At 68.4% G+C, this 17,337-nt stretch carries 18 protein-coding genes; 11 read left to right on the top strand and 7 right to left on the bottom strand.

Annotation, left to right across the window (positions count from 1 at the left end; translation table 11 throughout):
* Positions 1 to 16: 16 nt before the first annotated feature.
* Positions 17 to 223 (bottom strand): DUF6343 family protein, encoded by a 207-nt coding sequence (locus tag JOF29_RS08605; RefSeq protein ID WP_209693686.1) that lies wholly within the window; start codon positions 221 to 223, stop codon positions 17 to 19.
* A gap of 15 nt (positions 224 to 238) precedes the next feature.
* On the bottom strand, positions 239 to 910 hold the full coding sequence (locus JOF29_RS08600) for a FadR/GntR family transcriptional regulator (RefSeq protein ID WP_209693685.1): 672 nt from the start codon (positions 908 to 910) through the stop codon (positions 239 to 241).
* 34 nt (positions 911 to 944) lie between these two features.
* On the opposite strand from JOF29_RS08600, the gene JOF29_RS08595 reads away from it, so the two are divergent.
* The 4 genes from JOF29_RS08595 to JOF29_RS08580 all read left to right on the top strand — a co-directional run bounded on the left by JOF29_RS08595 (position 945) and on the right by JOF29_RS08580 (position 6,506).
* Entirely contained in the window at positions 945 to 1,355 is a 411-nt protein-coding gene (locus JOF29_RS08595; protein WP_209693684.1) for a DUF3052 domain-containing protein, read from the top strand.
* Positions 1,356 to 1,785: 430 nt separating this feature from the next.
* Positions 1,786 to 5,586 (top strand): multifunctional oxoglutarate decarboxylase/oxoglutarate dehydrogenase thiamine pyrophosphate-binding subunit/dihydrolipoyllysine-residue succinyltransferase subunit, encoded by a 3,801-nt coding sequence (locus JOF29_RS08590; protein WP_209693683.1) that lies wholly within the window; start codon positions 1,786 to 1,788, stop codon positions 5,584 to 5,586.
* A 1-nt stretch (position 5,587) separates the two neighbouring features.
* Entirely contained in the window at positions 5,588 to 5,764 is a 177-nt protein-coding gene (locus JOF29_RS08585) for a DUF6104 family protein (RefSeq protein ID WP_209693682.1), read from the top strand.
* Between the two features lie 13 nt (positions 5,765 to 5,777).
* The gene (locus JOF29_RS08580) at positions 5,778 to 6,506 is read left to right on the top strand and encodes an AAA family ATPase (RefSeq protein ID WP_209693681.1); all 729 of its coding nucleotides are present in this window, start codon (positions 5,778 to 5,780) and stop codon (positions 6,504 to 6,506) included.
* A gap of 80 nt (positions 6,507 to 6,586) precedes the next feature.
* Here JOF29_RS08580 and JOF29_RS08575 read toward each other — a convergent pair whose 3' ends face one another.
* Complete coding sequence (locus JOF29_RS08575; RefSeq protein WP_209693680.1) at positions 6,587 to 6,937, bottom strand: ArsR/SmtB family transcription factor; 351 nt, start codon at positions 6,935 to 6,937, stop codon at positions 6,587 to 6,589.
* Positions 6,938 to 7,051: 114 nt separating this feature from the next.
* Here JOF29_RS08575 and JOF29_RS08570 point away from each other — a divergent pair, with 114 nt between their 5' ends.
* The gene (locus JOF29_RS08570; protein WP_209693679.1) at positions 7,052 to 8,281 is read left to right on the top strand and encodes a calcium:cation antiporter family protein; all 1,230 of its coding nucleotides are present in this window, start codon (positions 7,052 to 7,054) and stop codon (positions 8,279 to 8,281) included.
* Here the strand turns inward: JOF29_RS08570 and JOF29_RS08565 are convergent.
* The 4 genes from JOF29_RS08565 to JOF29_RS08550 form a co-directional block, all read right to left on the bottom strand.
* Positions 8,278 to 8,589 (bottom strand): WhiB family transcriptional regulator, encoded by a 312-nt coding sequence (locus JOF29_RS08565; RefSeq protein ID WP_209693678.1) that lies wholly within the window; start codon positions 8,587 to 8,589, stop codon positions 8,278 to 8,280. The two genes, JOF29_RS08570 and JOF29_RS08565, sit on opposite strands and share 4 nt — an antisense overlap.
* A gap of 145 nt (positions 8,590 to 8,734) precedes the next feature.
* Positions 8,735 to 9,241, bottom strand: a complete 507-nt coding sequence (locus JOF29_RS08560; RefSeq protein WP_209693677.1) for a GNAT family N-acetyltransferase — start codon at positions 9,239 to 9,241, stop codon at positions 8,735 to 8,737.
* On the bottom strand, positions 9,242 to 10,210 hold the full coding sequence (locus JOF29_RS08555) for a zinc-binding dehydrogenase (protein WP_209693676.1): 969 nt from the start codon (positions 10,208 to 10,210) through the stop codon (positions 9,242 to 9,244).
* 226 nt (positions 10,211 to 10,436) lie between these two features.
* The gene (locus tag JOF29_RS08550) at positions 10,437 to 11,654 is read right to left on the bottom strand and encodes an NAD(P)-dependent malic enzyme (RefSeq protein ID WP_209693675.1); all 1,218 of its coding nucleotides are present in this window, start codon (positions 11,652 to 11,654) and stop codon (positions 10,437 to 10,439) included.
* A gap of 289 nt (positions 11,655 to 11,943) precedes the next feature.
* Here JOF29_RS08550 and JOF29_RS08545 point away from each other — a divergent pair, with 289 nt between their 5' ends.
* The 6 genes from JOF29_RS08545 to JOF29_RS08520 all read left to right on the top strand — a co-directional run bounded on the left by JOF29_RS08545 (position 11,944) and on the right by JOF29_RS08520 (position 17,247).
* Positions 11,944 to 12,792: an ABC transporter substrate-binding protein gene (locus JOF29_RS08545; protein WP_209693674.1), complete on the top strand. Its 849-nt coding sequence runs from the start codon at positions 11,944 to 11,946 to the stop codon at positions 12,790 to 12,792.
* Positions 12,789 to 13,613 (top strand): amino acid ABC transporter permease, encoded by an 825-nt coding sequence (locus JOF29_RS08540; protein ID WP_209693673.1) that lies wholly within the window; start codon positions 12,789 to 12,791, stop codon positions 13,611 to 13,613. The genes JOF29_RS08545 and JOF29_RS08540 overlap by 4 nt, the downstream gene beginning before the upstream one ends.
* Complete coding sequence (locus JOF29_RS08535; protein WP_245357507.1) at positions 13,613 to 14,368, top strand: amino acid ABC transporter ATP-binding protein; 756 nt, start codon at positions 13,613 to 13,615, stop codon at positions 14,366 to 14,368. Before JOF29_RS08540 ends, JOF29_RS08535 begins: the two co-directional genes overlap by 1 nt.
* A gap of 175 nt (positions 14,369 to 14,543) precedes the next feature.
* The gene (locus JOF29_RS08530) at positions 14,544 to 15,455 is read left to right on the top strand and encodes an ABC transporter substrate-binding protein (protein ID WP_209693672.1); all 912 of its coding nucleotides are present in this window, start codon (positions 14,544 to 14,546) and stop codon (positions 15,453 to 15,455) included.
* 8 nt (positions 15,456 to 15,463) lie between these two features.
* A complete protein-coding gene (locus tag JOF29_RS08525) occupies positions 15,464 to 16,429 on the top strand; it encodes an amino acid ABC transporter permease (RefSeq protein WP_209693671.1) in 966 nt (321 codons plus the stop codon).
* Complete coding sequence (locus tag JOF29_RS08520) at positions 16,429 to 17,247, top strand: amino acid ABC transporter ATP-binding protein (RefSeq protein ID WP_209693670.1); 819 nt, start codon at positions 16,429 to 16,431, stop codon at positions 17,245 to 17,247. The genes JOF29_RS08525 and JOF29_RS08520 overlap by 1 nt, the downstream gene beginning before the upstream one ends.
* Positions 17,248 to 17,337 lie beyond the last annotated feature (90 nt).

The following is a 17,337-nucleotide window of genomic DNA, read 5'->3' as shown; positions in this document are numbered from 1 at the left end:
ACCCGGACCGGGTTGATCAACCGTTTTCCGAGTGCTTGCGCCAGGCAACGACCACGAGATCCACCAGCGCGACCCCGGTGAGCAGCCCGAACACCACCACCCACCCGAACGGCAGCCCGAACCCGACCGCCAGCACGGTCGCCGCCACGAACATCACCACCCCGAACCCCGACAGCACGATCCGCAGCGTCAACGCACTTCTTGGCGGGGGTGGTTCGTACATACCTCCGATGTACTACTACGGGGCCTTGCGTAGCCAGGTTTCGACGCCGGCGATGTGGGCGGTCATCCAGGCGCGGGCCGCCTCGGCGTCGCCGCTCTCGATCGCGTCCAGGATCGCCGCGTGCTCGGACAGCGTGCGCTCGACCGCGCCGGCCTGGGTCACGCCGCGCCAGATCCGGGCCCGCTGGGTGGCGCCGGAGACGCCGTCGAGCAGCGAGCAGACGACCTGGTTCCCGGTCGCCTCGGCGATCCCGCGGTGGAACTGCAGGTCGTTCGCGACCAGCTCCTCGACCCCGGCGTCCGGCGCGAGGTCGCTGCACAGCAGTCGCAGCTCGATGACCTGCTCGGGGGTGATCCGGGTCGCGGCCAGCGCGGCGACGCCCGGCTCAAGCAGCCGGCGTACCTCGAAGAACTGCAGCACCGAGTCGTCGCGGTGCAGGTCGACCATGAAGCTCAGCGCGTCCAGCAGATGCGCCGAGTCGAGGCTGGTGACGTACGTCCCGTCGCCGTGCCGGACGTCCAGCACGTTCACGAGCGTGAGCGCCTTGACCGCCTCCCGTAGCGAGTTCCGGGACAGCCCCAGCCGCGCGGCCAGGTCCGCCTCCTTCGGCAACCGATCCCCCGGGCCGAGCTCCCCCGAGGTGATCATCCCCTTGATCTTGACGATCGCCTCATCCGTCAACGCCATCCAGCAAGTATGCCCCCGCCAGTACCATCCGCTCATGAGCACGACGCCGGGGTACTCGGGCAAGCCGCTCGCGGCCAAGCTCGGGATCAAACCGGAGCACCTCGTCCTGATCGACAACGCCCCGGCCGGCTTCACCGTCGAGGGCCTTCCGGCGGGTACGGCGGTTGCCCGCCGCGCCGGGCGTACGCCGTACGACGTCGTGCTGATGTTCTGCCCCGACCGGAACCGGCTGGCCCGACGGCTCCCGGTCCTGCTCGCGAGGACGGCCACCGCCGGGATGATCTGGGTCGCCTGGCCGAAGCGGTCGTCCGGGGTGCGGACCGACCTCGACGAGAACGGTGTCCGCGAGCTCGCCCTCCCGCTCGGGGTGGTCGATGTGAAGGTGTGCGCGGTCGACGCCACCTGGTCCGGGCTGAAACTGGTGCGGAGGCTCATCAACCGCTGAAGGCCAATCATGCCCAGGTGGACTGATTCGGAGCGTGACGTTGGCCACACTTCTGCGCGGTGCTGATCATCACGGGCGGCGAGTACACAACCGCACACAGTGGGCAACCGCGCTCAGGACGCCGTCGCGACGGAGTCGGGAAGGGTGCCGGAAAGGCCACCTCTGCAAGGCGTCCGGGAGCTATGACCGTTGCTCTCCGCATCCGGCCGGGGTGAGCGGAAGGCGTGTGGCCTGAAACACCTTTGTGGGCAGTGTTTCAGGCGTCGATGGATCGTCCCACCAAGGCCCGACCACTCGACACACTGGTCCGGTGGTCCCCGGCTGTGGAAGTACTCCGCGTGCTATTAGCCTTTGCTTGGGACACCACCCATAACATCAGCATTAACCACCCGTGGTACCGGACCCGAAATCGGAAGAGGCGAACTGCCAAGTGGCCACCGAGCCATCAGACACCAATCCCCTAGCAGCCTTCGGTGCGAACGAATGGCTGGTCGACGAGCTGTACGAGAAGTACCAGCAGGACCCGAATTCGGTGGATCCGGCGTGGCTCGCCTACTTCAAAGAACAGGGCTTCAAGACCTACAAGCCAGGTGACGACGCGAAGCCGGTGAACACCTCCCCGGCCGACGCTCCCCGGCCGGATGCGGTGTCCGACAACAAGACCCCTGAGGCGCCGAGCCGCGGTACGACGCCGACCGCGCCCGCCCAGAGCGCCCCGGCGGCGGCAGCCGTGGCAGCGAGCGCCCCGGCGCAGGCCGCCGTACCAGCGGCACAGGCTCCCGTTGCCAAGGCGACGGCCGCTCCCACCGGAGGCACGGTGAACCAGCCGCTCAGAGCCCAGGCCAAGCCGGCCCCCGCGACCAGCGCGGACTCCGAGCGGCAGATCCTCCGCGGCGCCCCGGCGCGGACCGCGCAGAACATGGAGACCAGCCTCCAGGTTCCGACCGCGACCAGCGTTCGCCAGGTGCCGGTCAAGCTGCTGATCGACAACCGGATCGTCATCAACAACCACCTGAAGCGCGCCCGCGGCGGCAAGATCTCCTTCACGCACCTGATCGGCTGGGCGCTGGTCAAGGCGCTGAAGACCCTGCCCGAGATGAACGCGTCGTACGACGAGACCGACGGCAAGCCGACGCACGTGCAGCCGGCCCACATCAACCTCGGCCTGGCCATCGACATGCAGAAGCCGGACGGCACCCGGCAGTTGCTGGTGCCGTCGATCAAGGCCACCGAGTCGATGAAGTTCGCCGACTTCTGGATGGCGTACGAGGACATCGTCCGCCGGGCCCGGGACAACAAGCTCGCGCTGCCGGACTTCCAGGGCACCACGATCAGCCTGACCAACCCCGGCACGATCGGCACCCAGCACTCGGTGCCGCGGCTGATGGCCGGCCAGGGCTGCATCGTCGGCGTCGGCGCGATGGAGTACCCGTCGGAGTACCAGGGTGCGGCCGAGGAGACGATGGCCAAGCTCGCGGTCAGCAAGGTGATGACGCTGACCTCGACGTACGACCACCGGATCATCCAGGGCGCCCAGTCGGGTGAGTTCCTGCGCCGGATCCACCAGCTGCTGCTCGGCGGCGAGGGCTTCTACGACGAGATCTTCCAGTCGCTGCGGATCCCGTACGAGCCGATCCGCTGGGCCGCCGACCTCCCGCACAGCCACGAGGAGGACATCAGCAAGCAGGCCCGCATCCTCGAGCTGATCCACGCGTTCCGGGTTCGCGGCCACATCATGGCCGACACCGACCCGCTGGAGTACAAGCAGCGCAGCCACCCGGACCTCGACGTCGCCACCCACGGCCTGACGCTGTGGGACCTGGACCGCGAGTTCGCCACCGGTTCGTTCGGCGGCAACGACCGGCGGTTCATGAAGCTCCGCGAGATCCTCGGCATCCTGCGCGACTCGTACTGCCGGACCACCGGTATCGAGTACATGCACATCCAGGACCCGGAGCAGCGCAAGTGGATCCAGGAGCGGGTCGAGCGCCCGCACACCAAGCCGCCCCGCGAGGAGCAGCTGCGGATCCTGGCCAAGCTGAACGAGGCCGAGGCCTTCGAGACCTTCCTGCAGACCAAGTACGTCGGTCAGCGGCGGTTCTCGCTCGAGGGCGCGGAGACCACGATCCCGCTGCTCGACGAGCTCTGCGAGGAGGCCGCCGGCGCCGGGCTGGACGAGGTCGCGATCGGGATGGCGCACCGCGGCCGGCTGAACGTACTGGCGAACATCGTCGGCAAGTCGTACGGCCAGATCTTCCGCGAGTTCGAGGGCAACATCGACCCGCGGACCGTGCAGGGTTCCGGTGACGTCAAGTACCACCTGGGCGCGGAGGGCGAGTTCGTCTCCGAGTTCGGCGACAAGATCAACGTCTCGGTGGCGGCGAACCCGTCGCACCTGGAGACCGTCGACCCGGTGCTCGAGGGCATCGTCCGGGCCAAGCAGGACCTGCTGGACCGTGGCGCCGCGTTCCCGGTGCTGCCGGTGCTGGTGCACGGCGACGCGGCCTTCGCCGGCCAGGGCGTGGTGGCGGAGACGCTGAACCTGTCCCAGCTGCGCGGCTACCGGACCGGCGGCACGATCCACGTGATCGTGAACAACCAGGTCGGCTTCACCACCTCGCCGGCCTCGTCCCGCTCGTCGATGTACTCCACCGACGTCGCGCGGATGGTGCAGGCGCCGATCTTCCACGTGAACGGCGACGACCCCGAGGCCTGCATCCGGGTCGCGGACCTCGCGTTCGAGTACCGCCAGGCGTTCAACAAGGACGTCGTCATCGACCTGGTCTGCTACCGCCGCCGCGGTCACAACGAGGGCGACGACCCGAGCTTCACGCAGCCGCTGATGTACGACCTGATCGAGCAGAAGCGCTCGGTCCGGAAGCTGTACACCGAGGCCCTGATCGGTCGTGGCGACATCACGATCGAAGAGGCCGAGCAGGCGATGCAGGACTTCCAGCAGCGGCTCGAGCGGGTGTTCGCCGAGGTCCGGGACGCGAAGAACGAGCCGGACACACCGCCGCCGTACGTGACCGCTCCGGAATACCCGGACAAGCCGGACGGTCCGGACGCGACCGCGATCACGCCCGAAGTACTGAAGAAGATCGCCGACGCGTACACCACGCTGCCGGACGGCTTCACCGTGCACCCGAAGGTGCAGCCGCAGCTGCAGCGCCGGGCGCACGCGATCACCGAGGGTCCGCTGGACTGGGCCAGTGCGGAGATGACCGCGTTCGGCTCGCTGCTGCTCGACGGGCGTCCGGTCCGGCTCGCCGGTCAGGACAGCCGTCGCGGTACGTTCGTCCAGCGGTTCGCCGCGATCATCGACCGGGTGAACGGCCAGGACCACGTCCCGCTGCAGCACCTGGACGCCGACCAGGCGAGCTTCTTCGTCTACGACTCGCTGCTCAGCGAGTACGCCGCCCTCGGCTTCGAGTACGGGTACTCCGTGGCGCGGCCGGACGCGCTGGTGCTCTGGGAGGCGCAGTTCGGCGACTTCGTGAACGGCGCCCAGTCGGTCATCGACGAGTACATCTCGTCCGGTGAGGCGAAGTGGGGCCAGAAGTCCGGTGTCGTGCTGCTGCTCCCGCACGGCTACGAGGGCCAGGGCCCGGACCACACGTCAGCCCGGATCGAGCGGTTCCTGCAGCTCTGCGCGGAGAACGCGATGACCGTCGCGCAGCCGTCGACGCCGGCGTCGTACTTCCACCTGCTGCGCCGGCACACGCTCGGCGAGGAGCACGTCCCGATGATCGTCTTCACGCCGAAGCAGCTGCTCCGGCGCAAGGAGGCGGTGTCGCAGCCGGAGGAGCTGACCCACGGCACCTTCCGTCCGGTGCTCGGCGACGTCGCGGCCGAGGAGAACCCGGCCGCCGTCGAGCGGGTGATCCTGGCCTCGGGCCGGATCGTGTACGACCTGCTCGCCGAGCGGAAGAAGGTCGAGCCGGACAAGATCAGCACCGCGATCCTCCGGGTCGAGCAGCTGTACCCGCTGCCTGCGGACGAGATCGTCGCGGAGCTGGCGAAGTACTCGAACGCGACCGAGGTCCGCTGGGTGCAGGACGAGCCCGCGAACCAGGGTCCGTGGCCGTTCATGGCGCTGAACCTGACCGAGCACCTGGGCGGCAAGCCGTTCTACCGGGTGTCCCGGCCGGCGATGTCCGCTCCGGCGGTCGGCTCGCACGGTGTGCACGGCACCGAGCAGGCGACGCTGCTGAAGCAGGCCTTCAGCTGACATGTACTTCACCGACCGCGGGATCGAGGAGCTCGAGAAGCGGCGTGGCGAGGAGGACGTCACGCTGGCGTGGGTCGCCGAGCGGCTCCGCGAGTTCGTCGACCTGAACCCCGAGTTCGAGACGCCCATCGAGCGCTTCGCCACCTGGCTCGCTCGGCTGGACGACGAGGACGATTAGTTAGTCTGGGTGAATGCCCTTCGCCACGCAGCCCGTACGCCGGGTCGCCGCGGCGGAGGGCATTCGCGTGTCCAGGCGCTGGCCGCACACGATTCCCGCCGTACACCAGCTCCTGACCGACGGCCTCGACCTCGAACCCGGCGTCACGTTCCTCGTCGGCGAGAACGGCACCGGCAAGTCGACGCTGGTCGAGGCGATCGCCGTCGCCTTCGGCCTCTCCCCGGAGGGCGGCTCCACCGGCGCCCGGCTGACCACCCGCGCGACCGAGTCGTCACTCGCCGCCGACCTGCGCCTGACCCGCGGCGTCGGCGGCAAACGCGCCGGCTTCTTCCTCCGCGCCGAGACCATGCACGGCTTCTACAGCTACCTGGAACGCAACCCCAAGCCCCCCGGAGCCCCTCCCGAGCCGGTCTTCCACGAGCTGAGCCACGGCGAGAGCTTCCTGTCCCTCATCAACGACCGCTTCACCCGCCAGGGCTTCTACTGCCTCGACGAACCCGAGTCAGCCCTCTCCTTCTCCAGCAGCCTCGCGGTGGTCGGCGTACTCAACCGCCTCGCCGAATCCGGCTCCCAGGTCCTCTGCGCCACCCACTCCCCCGTCATCGCCGCCCTCCCCGGCGCCACGATCCTGGAGACCGGCGCCTGGGGCATCCGCCGTACGACCTGGGACGACCTGCAACTCGTCCAGAACTGGAAGGCCTATCTGCAGACGCCGGAGCGCTACCTTCGGCACGTGTTGTGAACCTGCATGCTGGCAAAAGTGGCAGAAAACGGCTCCTAGCACCCGCCTGGGCGGGGTTTTGCCTGCGTGGCGGTCCGCTCTCAGCCCGTGTGCGGCGGTCGGGTACGCCGGGGTGGGTCGGGGGCGAGGGATCCGTCGGGGGCGATGTGTTCGAAGATCTGGTCGACGAGGTTGAGGACGTGGGGGTCGTCGACGGTGTAGATGTGGCGGCGGCCTTCGCGGCGGGCGGTGATGATGCCGGCCAGGCGGAGTTTCCCGAGGTGCTGGCTCGCGGTGGCGATACTCACGCCGACTCGCTCCGCCAGGGTGCCGACGTCGTACTCCCCCTGCGCGGCCAGCGACACCAGGTGCAGCCGGACCGGAGCGGAGAGCATGGCGAAGGTGCCCGCGGCGGAATCGAGCTGCGCCTTCGTCGGATCAGGGTTGGTCATCGCGCAGTCATTGTGACCGGTCGAGCGGCCTGTGGGCAGTCCGGCGTGCCGTGGTGAGGACGGTCTCATACTTTCGCAATTGCGAAAGTATCGAAACGGTGGCAGGCTGGAACCATGTTCCGAGCGATCCGCCCCGTGCTGTTGCTGCTCCTAGTGGCGATCCCCGCGGTCGTCCTGCGCCTCACCGGCACGCATCCCCCGGCGGCGGCGTCGATCGCGATCTTCGGCCTCGCCGTGGTCGCCGCGTCGTTCGTACTGGCCTGGGCGGCGGAGGCCGCGGAGATGGACATCTCGGGCGGCCTGGCGATCGCGCTGCTCGCGGTGATCGCGGTCCTCCCGGAGTACGCGGTGGACCTGTACTTCGCGCACACCGCAGGCTCCAACCCGGACTACGTGCAGTACGCCGCCGCCAACATGACCGGGTCGAACCGGTTGCTCCTCGGCCTCGGCTGGTCGGCCGTCGTGCTGATCAGCCTGTACGTCGCCTCGCGGCGCAGCGGGCGCACCGTGAAGTCCCTGGTCCTCGAGTCCGGGTACCGGCGCGAGCTGGGCTTCCTCGCGGTCGCCGGCCTGGTCGCGTTCGTGATCCCGGTGACCGGGCAGATCCACCTGGTGCTCGGTATCCTGCTGCTCGCGTTCTTCGCCTTCTACCTGTACCGCGCGGCGACCGCCGACCACGACGGCGAGCCGGACCTGATCGGCCCGGCCGCGACCATCGGCGCGCTGCCCCAGCTGCAGCGCCGGATCCTGGTGACCGCGATGTTCCTCGTCTCCGCCGGAGTGATCCTGGCGGCTGCGGAGCCGTTCGCGGACTCGCTCGTCGCCGGCGGTCAGGCGCTCGGGATCGACCAGTTCCTGCTGGTGCAGTGGCTGGCACCGCTGGCGTCCGAGGCGCCGGAGTTCATCGTCGCGATCCTGTTCGCGTGGCGCGGCAAGGGCGCGGCCGCGCTCGGCCTGCTGATCTCCGCGAAGGTGAACCAGTGGACCCTGCTGATCGGCAGCCTGCCGATCGCGTACGGCATCGGCGGCGGTGGCGCCGCGCTGCACCTGGACGGGCGGCAGATCGAGGAGTTCCTGCTGACCGCGACCCAGACCCTGCTCGGCATCGCGATCCTGCTGAGCCTGCGGTTCCCCCGCTGGGCGGCCTTCACGCTGCTCGGGCTGTTCGCGGTCCAGTTCGCCGTACCGGGTCAGACGGGCCGCTACGTGATCAGCGCGGTCTACCTGGTACTGGCCATCGGCGCAGCGATCCACAACCGCAAGTACCTGGCGCAGACCATCACCGCCCCGTTCCGCCGTACGGCAGAAGTCGCCGCAACCGAACGCGAGCTCGTCAAGGCCTAGCTGGCTTGCTGTTCGCCGATGATGTCGGGGGTCAGGACCGGGCGGGTACGGCGTTCCTGGGGGCCGGGGCGGCCGCGGCGGCGGCCGGAGAGGAACTTCTCGCCGGCGGCGGTGCCGGTGAACTTGGTACGGCGGGCCCATTCCCGGCACTGGTCGATCACCGGGCACGACGTCAGGCAGATCGCCTGCGCCTTCCGCTGCTCCCACTGGCTGGCCGTCTCGTCGTACGACGGCGCGTGACCGACGCACGCGGCCTGCGACATCCAGTTGTCGGCCGGGTCAACGATCACCGTCAAAGTAGGCCTCATGCGCTCCCCTGCTCCTCATCGATCGGGCGGATCGGTAGGAACAGAGTGACCCCGTCGCGTTGCCCCGGTGCGACGCGAATGTTTCAGGCGTGAAACTTAGTGCCGCCGAGGTGTCACATGTGTGCCGCTGGCACCAGACAGGACCTTAGGCGCGGACCAGCCGGATCTCCTGGAGGTCGAAGTACGGGTCGTACTTGCCGGTGCCGTCGGGTTCGAAGCCGTGGCGCTGGTAGAAGGCGAGGGCCCGGGCGTTGCCCTCGAAGACCCAGAGGAACGCGGGCTGCTTGCCGACGGCAACGTCCAGCAGGCGGGTGCCGAGGCCGGTCTTCCAGAACGCCTGGCGGGTGTAGATCGCCTCCAGCTCGAACGGGACCGGCGCATCCTCGTCGCGTCCAGGCCCGATGCCGATGAAGCCCGCGACCCGGTCCTGGACCGTCGCCGACGGGTCCGGGTTCAGCGCGATCCAGCGTTGGCGCCCGGCGCCGAGGTTGGCCTGCCAGCGTCCGGTACGGCGGGCGATGTCGGCGGTGCGCTCGAGCAGTACGTCGTCCGGCACCAGACCGGCGTACGCCTCCCGCCAGCACAGCAGATGACACCACGCCCCCGCCTCGGCGTCGTCGACCGTGGCAAGCCTGATCTCGGGCTGCTGCATTCAGACAGTAAAGACGATCTTGCCGAAGACGTCGCCCGCATTCATCTTCTCGAAGCCGGTGCGGGCCTCGGCGAGCGGGAGGACGGTGTCGATGTGCGGGGCGATTCCGGCGTTCGCCATGAACTGGACCAGCTCGGCGAGCTCGGTGCGGGTGCCCATCGTGGAGCCCTGGACGCGGAGCTGGAGGAAGAAGATCCGGTTGAGCTCGGCCGACTTCGGGGCCTGGCCGCTGGTCGCGCCGGAGATCACCAGCGTGCCGCCCTGCTTCAGCGACTTCAGCGAGTGCGACCAGGTCGCCTGGCCGACGGTCTCCATCACGGCGTCGACCCGCTCCGGCAGCCGCGCGCCGGACTCGAACACGTCGTACGCGCCGATCTCGAGCGCCTTCGCCCGCTTGCCCTCGTCCCGGCTGGTGGCCCACACCCGGATCCCCGCGGCCCGCGCCAACGTGATCAGCGCTGTCGCGACACCGCCACCCGCGCCCTGCACGAGCACGGTGTCACCCGGCTTCAGCCCGGACTGCGTGAACAACATCCGGTACGCCGTCAACCAGGCGGTCGGCAAGCACGCGGCCTGCTCGAAGGACATGCCGGCAGGCTTGGGTACGACGTTCCGCGCCGGCACCGCGACCTTCTGCGCGAGGGCCCCCTGGTACCGCTCGCTCAACAGCGACCGCTTCGGGTCGAGCGTCTCGTCACCCTTCCACGCCGGGTCCGAGACGACCGCATGTACGACGACCTCGTTCCCGTCCGGGTCCACGCCGGCCGCATCACATCCGAGAATCATCGGCAGACTCTGCTCGGCCAGCCCGACCCCCTTCAACGACCACAGATCGTGATGGTTGAGCGCAGTCGCCCGTACGTCGATCGTCACCCACCCCTCGGGCGCGCTCGGCTCCGGCCGCTCCCCCACCTCCAGCGCGGCGATCGGGTTCTCGGCATCGAACTTGGCGGCGTAGGCAGCAAGCATGCGAACCACCCTAGGCGCTGGTCCACCCCACGTCAGTGTCCGACCTCACCCGCTCCCGGGGTGCCGTTTGAGGGGTTCACCTCTCGAACGGACCCTTCCACACCCGCATGCGGAAGGTTAAGGGCACACCTCGGAGGTGAACCCCTCAAACGCACCGGCGCCCAAGCGGGCAGCACCGGAGAGGCCGGAGCAGGCGGCGGAGCGGAGCGGGTGGGGGTGGGATGGGTCAGGCGGGGCGGGCGACGCCGTCGGTGTCGGCGGCTGCGGACACTGCGGCGGCTACGGCCGGGGCGACGCGCTCGTCGAAGGGGGACGGGATGATGTAGTCGGGGCGGAGGTCGGGTTCGGCGATGAGGTCGGCCAGGGCGTTGGCGGCGGCCAGTTTCATGCCTTCGGTGATCCGGGAGGCGTTGGCGTCGAGGGCGCCGCGGAAGATTCCCGGGAAGGCCAGGACGTTGTTGATCTGGTTCGGGAAGTCGGAGCGGCCGGTGGCGACCACCGCGGCGTGCCGGTGGGCGATGTCGGGGTGGACCTCGGGGTTGGGGTTCGCGAGGGCGAAGATCATCGCGCCGGGGGCCATCTTGGCGACGGCTTCCTCGGGGACGGTGCCGCCGGACACGCCCAGGAAGAGGTCCGCACCGGCGAGCGCGTCGACCAGCCGGCCGGACAGGCCGCCGGTGTTGGTGTCGCGGGCGAGGGACAGCTTGACCGGGTTCAGGTCGGACCGGTCCTCGTGCAGGACGCCCTTGCTGTCGACCACCGCGAGATCGCCGACACCCGCCTGCAGCAGGATCCGCGCACACGCGACCCCGGCCGCACCGGCCCCGGAGATCACCACTCGGATGTCCTCGATTCGCCGAGGAGTCCCACGCAGCCCGGTCACCCGGAGCGCGTTCCGCAGCGCGGCGAGTACGACGACCGCCGTACCGTGCTGGTCGTCGTGGAACACCGGGATGTCGAGGCGTTCCTTCAGCCGGCGCTCGATCTCGAAGCAGCGCGGCGCGGAGATGTCCTCGAGGTTGATGCCGCCGAACGTCGGCGCCATCCGCGCGACCGTCTCGACGAACTCGTCGACATCCGTGCAATCCAGCGCGATCGGCACCGAGTCGACGCCGCCGAACTCCTTGAACAGCAGGGCCTTGCCCTCCATCACCGGCAGCGACGCGGCCGGCCCGATGTCGCCGAGCCCGAGCACCGCGGTCCCGTCGGTGACGACCGCGACCACGTTGGACTTCCAGGTGAACCGGCGGACCAGCGCCGGATCTTCGGCGATCGCGGTGCAGACCCGCGCGACACCGGGGGTGTACGCCTTGGAGAGGTCGTCGGCGTCGCGCACGTGGATCGACGACGTGACCTGGATCTTGCCGCCGCGGTGCAGTTCGAAGACCGGATCACCAGCGTACGGATCGGAGGGAACAACGGGCTCAACAGCCTGGGCGACCATGCGGGGACCCTTCGGGAAAGAGCGAGCGGAACGTGAAGTGGTGGGCGTTCGATGAGGGTGCGTCGAACGGCGCCGTTGCCAGGGGGTCACCCGTCGGTCACGAGTAAACCACAGGCCCCACTGGTCTGCTCTGTGAGGGCCACCACAAGGCGCGCGGGACGGTGACGATCGAGTCTCGTCGGGAGCCGGCAGCCGACACGTACCTGTTTGCTGTGTCAGGATGCGGGGAATCCGGCTCGGGTACTGTCCGGGGCCGGCGTGCCACAACCAGTATCGAGGAGTACCAGCGATGAACATCGTCTCCACCCTCCGCAAGAGTCGCCTCACCGTCGCCGCCGCCTCAGTGGCGGTGTTCGCCCTCGCGCTCTCTGCCTGCGGCAACGGCTCGGGCAGCGGTGGAGGAGGCCAGGACAAAGCGAAAGCGGCCGGCATCACCTTGGTGAAGCCCGGCAAGCTGACGGTCTGCACGCACCTGTCCTACAAGCCCTTCGAGTACAAGGAGGGCACCAAGGTGGTCGGCTTCGACGTCGACCTGCTCGACCTGCTCGCCAAGGACCTCGGCGTGGAGCAGGAAGTCATCAGCATCGAGTGGGCCCAGGTCACGTCCGGAGCCGCCTACGATGCGAAGAAGTGCGACATGGGCATGGGCGCCATGACGATCACCGCGTCGCGCAAGGCCGCGATCGGGATCAGCGACCCGTACATGGACGCGACCCAGGTGCTGCTGGTGAAGAAGGGCGCGCCGTACAAGTCGCTCGAGGACCTGAAGGGCAAGAAGGTCGGGGTCCAGGCCGACACCACCGGCAAGGACTACGCCACCGCGGCGTCGAAGAAGATCGGCTTCGAGGTCGTCGTGTTCAACGACCTCGCCCTGCAGACCAACAACGTCAAGTCCGGCCGGGTCGACGCCGCCATCAACGACAACGGAGCGCTGTTCAACTTCGTCCAGGCGAACCCGGACACCGAGGTGACGGCCGAGTTCAACACTGGCGAGCAGTACGGCTTCGCGGCCAAGAAGGACGACCCCAGCGGCACCAAGCTGCTGACCAGGTTCAACGGACTGCTGACCAAGGCCAAGTCCGACGGCACCTACAACCAGCTCTTCAAGAAGTGGTTCGGTGTGGAGCCGAAGAAGTGACGGTCACTGACGCGGTAGTCGAGAAGCGTCGCGGGCTCAGTCCGCGGCAACGGGCCCAGCGCTCTCGCGGCATCCAGTACGCCGTTCTGGTCGTCATCGTCGTGGTAGCCGCCTTCACAGCCAACTGGGGCCAGATCGCCGGCGTCTTCTTCAAACCGGAGTTCGTGAAGTCGGCGTTCACCACCGGTCTGCCCGAAGCCTTTCTGAAGACGCTCGAGTACACGGCCGGGGCCTTTGTCATCGGCCTGCTCGGCGGGACTCTGCTCGCCCTGATGCGACTCAGCCGGGTCGCGCCGTACCGCTGGCTCGCGACGGCGTACATCGAGTTCTTCCGGGGGCTGCCGGCGATCGTCGTGTTCGTGGCGTTCAGTCTGCTGCCGTTGGCGTTCGCGAATCTGGTCATCCCGCTCGATCCTTACGGCACCGTCTGGCTGGCGCTCGGCATCGTCGCCGCGGCGTACATGGCCGAGGTGATCCGGGCCGGCATCCAGGCGGTGCCGAAGGGACAGGTCGAGGCCGCCCGGTCGCTCGGGATGCCGGCCGGCGTCGCGACCCGCAAGATCGTCCTGCCACAGGCGTTCCGGATCGTGCTGCCACCGCTGGCCAACGACCTGATCCTGCTGGTGAAGGACTCGTCACTGGTCTTCATCATCGGTACCTCCGCGGCGGCGTACGAGCTGACCGGCTTCGGCCGGGACCTGGCCAACACCGAGTCGAACCTGACCCCACTCGTCACCGCCGGCTTCTGCTATCTGGTCATCACCCTGCCGCTCGGCCTGCTGGTCCGCTGGCTGGAGGCCAAGGCTGCGAGGGCGCACTGATGGCACTGGTGGAGATCAAGAACCTGCACAAGTCGTTCGGCAGCAACCACGTCCTGCGCGGCATCGACTTCACCGTCGAGCAGGGCGAGGTGGTCTGCGTGATCGGGCCGTCCGGCTCAGGCAAGTCGACCCTGCTGCGTTGCGTCAACCTGCTCGAAGTACCGCAGGAGGGCAAGGTCTTCGTCCGTGGTGAGGACATCACCGACCGGGATTGCCACCTGGACGCCGCTCGGCAGCAGATCGGTATGGTGTTCCAGCAGTTCAACCTCTTCCCGCATCTGTCGGTGCTGGCCAACTGCACAATCGCGCAAACGACCGTACTGAAGCGCAGTAAGGCCGAAGCGGAGAAGGTCGCCCGGGCCAACCTGGACCGGGTCGGCTTGAACGACAAGGTGGCCGCCTATCCGATGCAGCTGTCCGGTGGTCAGCAGCAGCGGGTCGCGATCGCCCGGGCGCTGTCGATGGACCCGGCGCTGATGCTGTTCGACGAGCCGACGTCCGCGCTCGACCCCGAGCTTGTCGGCGACGTCCTGACCGTGATGCGCAAGCTCGCGCTGGACGGCATGACGATGCTGGTCGTCACCCACGAGATGGCGTTCGCCCGGGAGGTCGCGGACCGGGTGGTGTTCATGGACGGCGGCGTGATCGTCGAACAGGGACCGCCGGCGGACGTGATCGGCGCTCCGAAGGAGGAGCGCACCCGTACCTTCCTCCGCCGGGTACTGGATCCGACGCACGTGGAACCGGCCGACTGAGAACATTCTCAGTGACGCTGCGTGTCCGGCCGTGCGACGGACACGCAGCAGCCCGGCGGTCAGACTACGAATAGGTCTCTGTTCGGGGATGGTCGGTGCGCGGCCCGTACGTCGCTGTGTCAAGATGCGGACACATGGCACCGGGCCGACCGGTGCCCGGGTTTGGAGGACCTTGATGTCTGTCCTGCGTAGGACGCTGGTGCTGTCCGGTGTCCTGGTTCTCGCCGCCGCCGGCTGTGGTTCGAACTCTCTCGGTGGTTCGTCCACCTCTCCGTCGACCGCCCCGTCGAGCGCCCCCTCCAGCGCACCGTCGAGCAGCGGACCGGACTTGAGTGGCTCGCTGCCGCCGAAGATCAAGGCGGCCGGCAAGATCGTCGTCGGGGTCGACGCGACGTACCGGCCGAACGAGTTCCTGCAGGGCGGGAAGACCGTGATCGGCATGGACGTCGACCTGTTCGACGCGGTGGCGCAGAAGTTCGGAGTCACGGTCGAGTGGCAGCCCGCGACGTTCAGCACGATCATCACCGGCGTCCAGGGTGGCAAGTACGACATGGGAATCTCGTCGTTCACGATCAACGCCGAGCGCAAGAAGCAGGTCAACATGGTCAGCTACTTCAGCGCCGGCACGCTCTGGGCCGTCAAGAAGGGCAACCCGAAGGGCGTGAACGCCGACGACGCCTGCGGAAAGACCGTCGGCGTGCAGACCGGTACGACGCAGCAGCAGACCGACCTGCCGATCCGCCAGAAGAAGTGCAAGGACTCCGGCAAGCCGGCGATCAACGTGCTGCCACGGGACAAGCAGGACCAGGCGACCGCGGACCTGGCGTCCGGCAAGACCGACGCGATGCTCGCCGACTCCCCCGTCGTACTGGACGCGATCAAGCAGACCAACGGCCAGCTCGAGCAGCTCGGCCAGATCTACGGCGCGGCGCCGTACGGCTACGTGATCCCGAAGTCGGAGACCGCGTTCGCGCAGGCGATCATCAAGGCACTGCAGGCGCTGAACACCGACGGCACGTACAAGTCGATTCTGCAGAAGTGGAACAACGGCTCGGGTGCCATCACCGACTTCGCCGTGAACCCGTGAGCTGAGACATGAGCACCGAAACCGAAGCACGGCCGCAGGACGCCGCTCCTGACCGGCCGGGCGCGATCGAGGCCGTGCCGGTCCGGCATCCCGGCCGATGGGTCGCGATCGCGATGATCGCGGTTCTGGCCGCGATGCTGCTGCACCTGCTGGTGACCAACAGCGCCTTCGACTGGAAGTTCGTCTTCCAGGCCATGAACCAGCAGCCGGTGATCAACGGCTTCCTGAAGGGCACGCTGCTGGTCACCGCACTGTCGATGGTCGTCGGCGTCGGCGGCGGCGTGCTGCTGGCCGTGATGCGGCTGTCGGACAACCCGATCCTGGCCGGCGTGTCGTGGGTGTTCACCTGGTTCTTCCGGAGCATCCCGCGGTACATCCTGCTGTTCACCATGGGCACGCTCGGAATCCTGTTCCCGCAGGGCATCTCCGTCGGCTTCCCGTTCGACTGGAAGCTGATCGGCTGGTTCGGGCTGTCCGGTGACTGGCGTTTCCTGAACCTGGACGCCAATCAGGTGTTCACCGGGCTGATCGCCGGTGTGATCGGGCTCGGCCTCTCCGAGGCGGCGTACATGGCCGAGATCGCCCGGGCCGGGATCATGAGCGTCGACCCCGGGCAGGCCGAGGCCGCCCAGGCACTCGGGATGAGCAGCGGCAAGGTGATGCGCCGGGTCGTGCTGCCGCAGGCGATGCGGGTGATCGTGCCGCCGACGGGCAACGAGACCATCGCGATGCTGAAGGACACCTCGCTGCTGGTCGCGGTGCCGGTGATCGGCGAGCTGTTCTACCAGCTGCAGTCGATCGGCAGCAACTTCTACAAGACGTTCCCGATCGCGGTCGCGGCGACGCTGTACTACCTGGCCGCGACGAGTGTGCTGATGGTCGGGCAGTACTTCCTGGAGCGGCACTTCGGCCGCGGCTTCGGGACCACGAAGACCCCGCGGGCCGCGCGGCCCGCAGGCGCGGGAGGTGCGTGATGACAGCCGCTGCGGCCGCTGAGCCGGCCAAGCCGTTGACCAAAGGGCTCGTACACGCGGTCAACGTGACCAAGTCCTTCCACCACAACGAGGTGCTGAAGGGCATCGACCTGGACGTCGAACGCGGCCAGGTGGTCTGTCTGCTCGGCCCGTCCGGCTCCGGCAAGACCACCTTCCTGCGCTGCATCAACCAGCTCGAGACGATCGACGGCGGCCGGATCTGGGTCGACGACGAGCTGATGGGGTACGCCGACCGGAACGGGAAGCTGTACCGGCTGAAGAGCAAGGAGATCGCGGCGCAGCGGCGCGAGATCGGGATGGTGTTCCAGCGGTTCAACCTGTTCCCGCACAAGACCGCGCTGGAGAACATCGTCGAGGCGCCGACCCAGGTCCGGGGTGAGGCCAAGAAGGGCGCTCGGGAACGGGCGATGAAGCTGCTCGACCGGGTCGGCCTCGCGGACCGCTGCAACGCGTATCCGGCGCAGTTGTCCGGCGGTCAGCAGCAGCGGGTCGCGATCGCCCGGGCGCTGGCGATGCAGCCGAAGCTGATGCTGTTCGACGAGCCGACGTCGGCCCTCGACCCCGAGCTTGTCGGTGAGGTGCTGGCGGTGATGCGCGAGCTGGCGCTGGACGGGATGACGATGATCGTGGTCACCCACGAGATGTCGTTCGCCCGGGACGTCGCGGACACCGTCGTCTTCATGGACGCCGGCGTCGTCGTCGAGTCGGGATCACCGAACGACGTGCTCCGCAACCCGCAGCACTCCCGCACCCAGGCCTTCCTCACCCGCCTCCGCTCGGAGCACGAACATCCGTAAGCAGGTACGGTCGAACCACGAGCCACGGGCGGTCATGGGGCCTCCCGGCCTGGACTGAGGAGCGCAGGGAGCGAAGCGACCGGAGCGACG

This window comes from Kribbella aluminosa (genome assembly GCF_017876295.1).
GTDB classification, from domain to species: Bacteria; Actinomycetota; Actinomycetes; order Propionibacteriales; family Kribbellaceae; genus Kribbella; species Kribbella aluminosa.
This window is presented reverse-complemented; position numbering and strand designations above follow the sequence as displayed.

Coding starts and splice junctions, on each gene's coding strand:
- JOF29_RS08605 (WP_209693686.1), bottom strand. CDS start 223: ATGTACGAACCACCCCCGCCAAGAAGTGCGTTGACGCTGCGGATCGTG.
- JOF29_RS08600 (WP_209693685.1), bottom strand. CDS start 910: ATGGCGTTGACGGATGAGGCGATCGTCAAGATCAAGGGGATGATCACC.
- JOF29_RS08595 (WP_209693684.1), top strand. CDS start 945: ATGAGCACGACGCCGGGGTACTCGGGCAAGCCGCTCGCGGCCAAGCTC.
- JOF29_RS08585 (WP_209693682.1), top strand. CDS start 5,588: ATGTACTTCACCGACCGCGGGATCGAGGAGCTCGAGAAGCGGCGTGGC.
- JOF29_RS08580 (WP_209693681.1), top strand. CDS start 5,778: ATGCCCTTCGCCACGCAGCCCGTACGCCGGGTCGCCGCGGCGGAGGGC.
- JOF29_RS08575 (WP_209693680.1), bottom strand. CDS start 6,937: ATGACCAACCCTGATCCGACGAAGGCGCAGCTCGATTCCGCCGCGGGC.
- JOF29_RS08570 (WP_209693679.1), top strand. CDS start 7,052: ATGTTCCGAGCGATCCGCCCCGTGCTGTTGCTGCTCCTAGTGGCGATC.
- JOF29_RS08565 (WP_209693678.1), bottom strand. CDS start 8,589: ATGAGGCCTACTTTGACGGTGATCGTTGACCCGGCCGACAACTGGATG.
- JOF29_RS08560 (WP_209693677.1), bottom strand. CDS start 9,241: ATGCAGCAGCCCGAGATCAGGCTTGCCACGGTCGACGACGCCGAGGCG.
- JOF29_RS08555 (WP_209693676.1), bottom strand. CDS start 10,210: ATGCTTGCTGCCTACGCCGCCAAGTTCGATGCCGAGAACCCGATCGCC.
- JOF29_RS08550 (WP_209693675.1), bottom strand. CDS start 11,654: ATGGTCGCCCAGGCTGTTGAGCCCGTTGTTCCCTCCGATCCGTACGCT.
- JOF29_RS08545 (WP_209693674.1), top strand. CDS start 11,944: ATGAACATCGTCTCCACCCTCCGCAAGAGTCGCCTCACCGTCGCCGCC.
- JOF29_RS08535 (WP_245357507.1), top strand. CDS start 13,613: ATGGCACTGGTGGAGATCAAGAACCTGCACAAGTCGTTCGGCAGCAAC.
- JOF29_RS08530 (WP_209693672.1), top strand. CDS start 14,544: ATGTCTGTCCTGCGTAGGACGCTGGTGCTGTCCGGTGTCCTGGTTCTC.
- JOF29_RS08525 (WP_209693671.1), top strand. CDS start 15,464: ATGAGCACCGAAACCGAAGCACGGCCGCAGGACGCCGCTCCTGACCGG.
- JOF29_RS08520 (WP_209693670.1), top strand. CDS start 16,429: ATGACAGCCGCTGCGGCCGCTGAGCCGGCCAAGCCGTTGACCAAAGGG.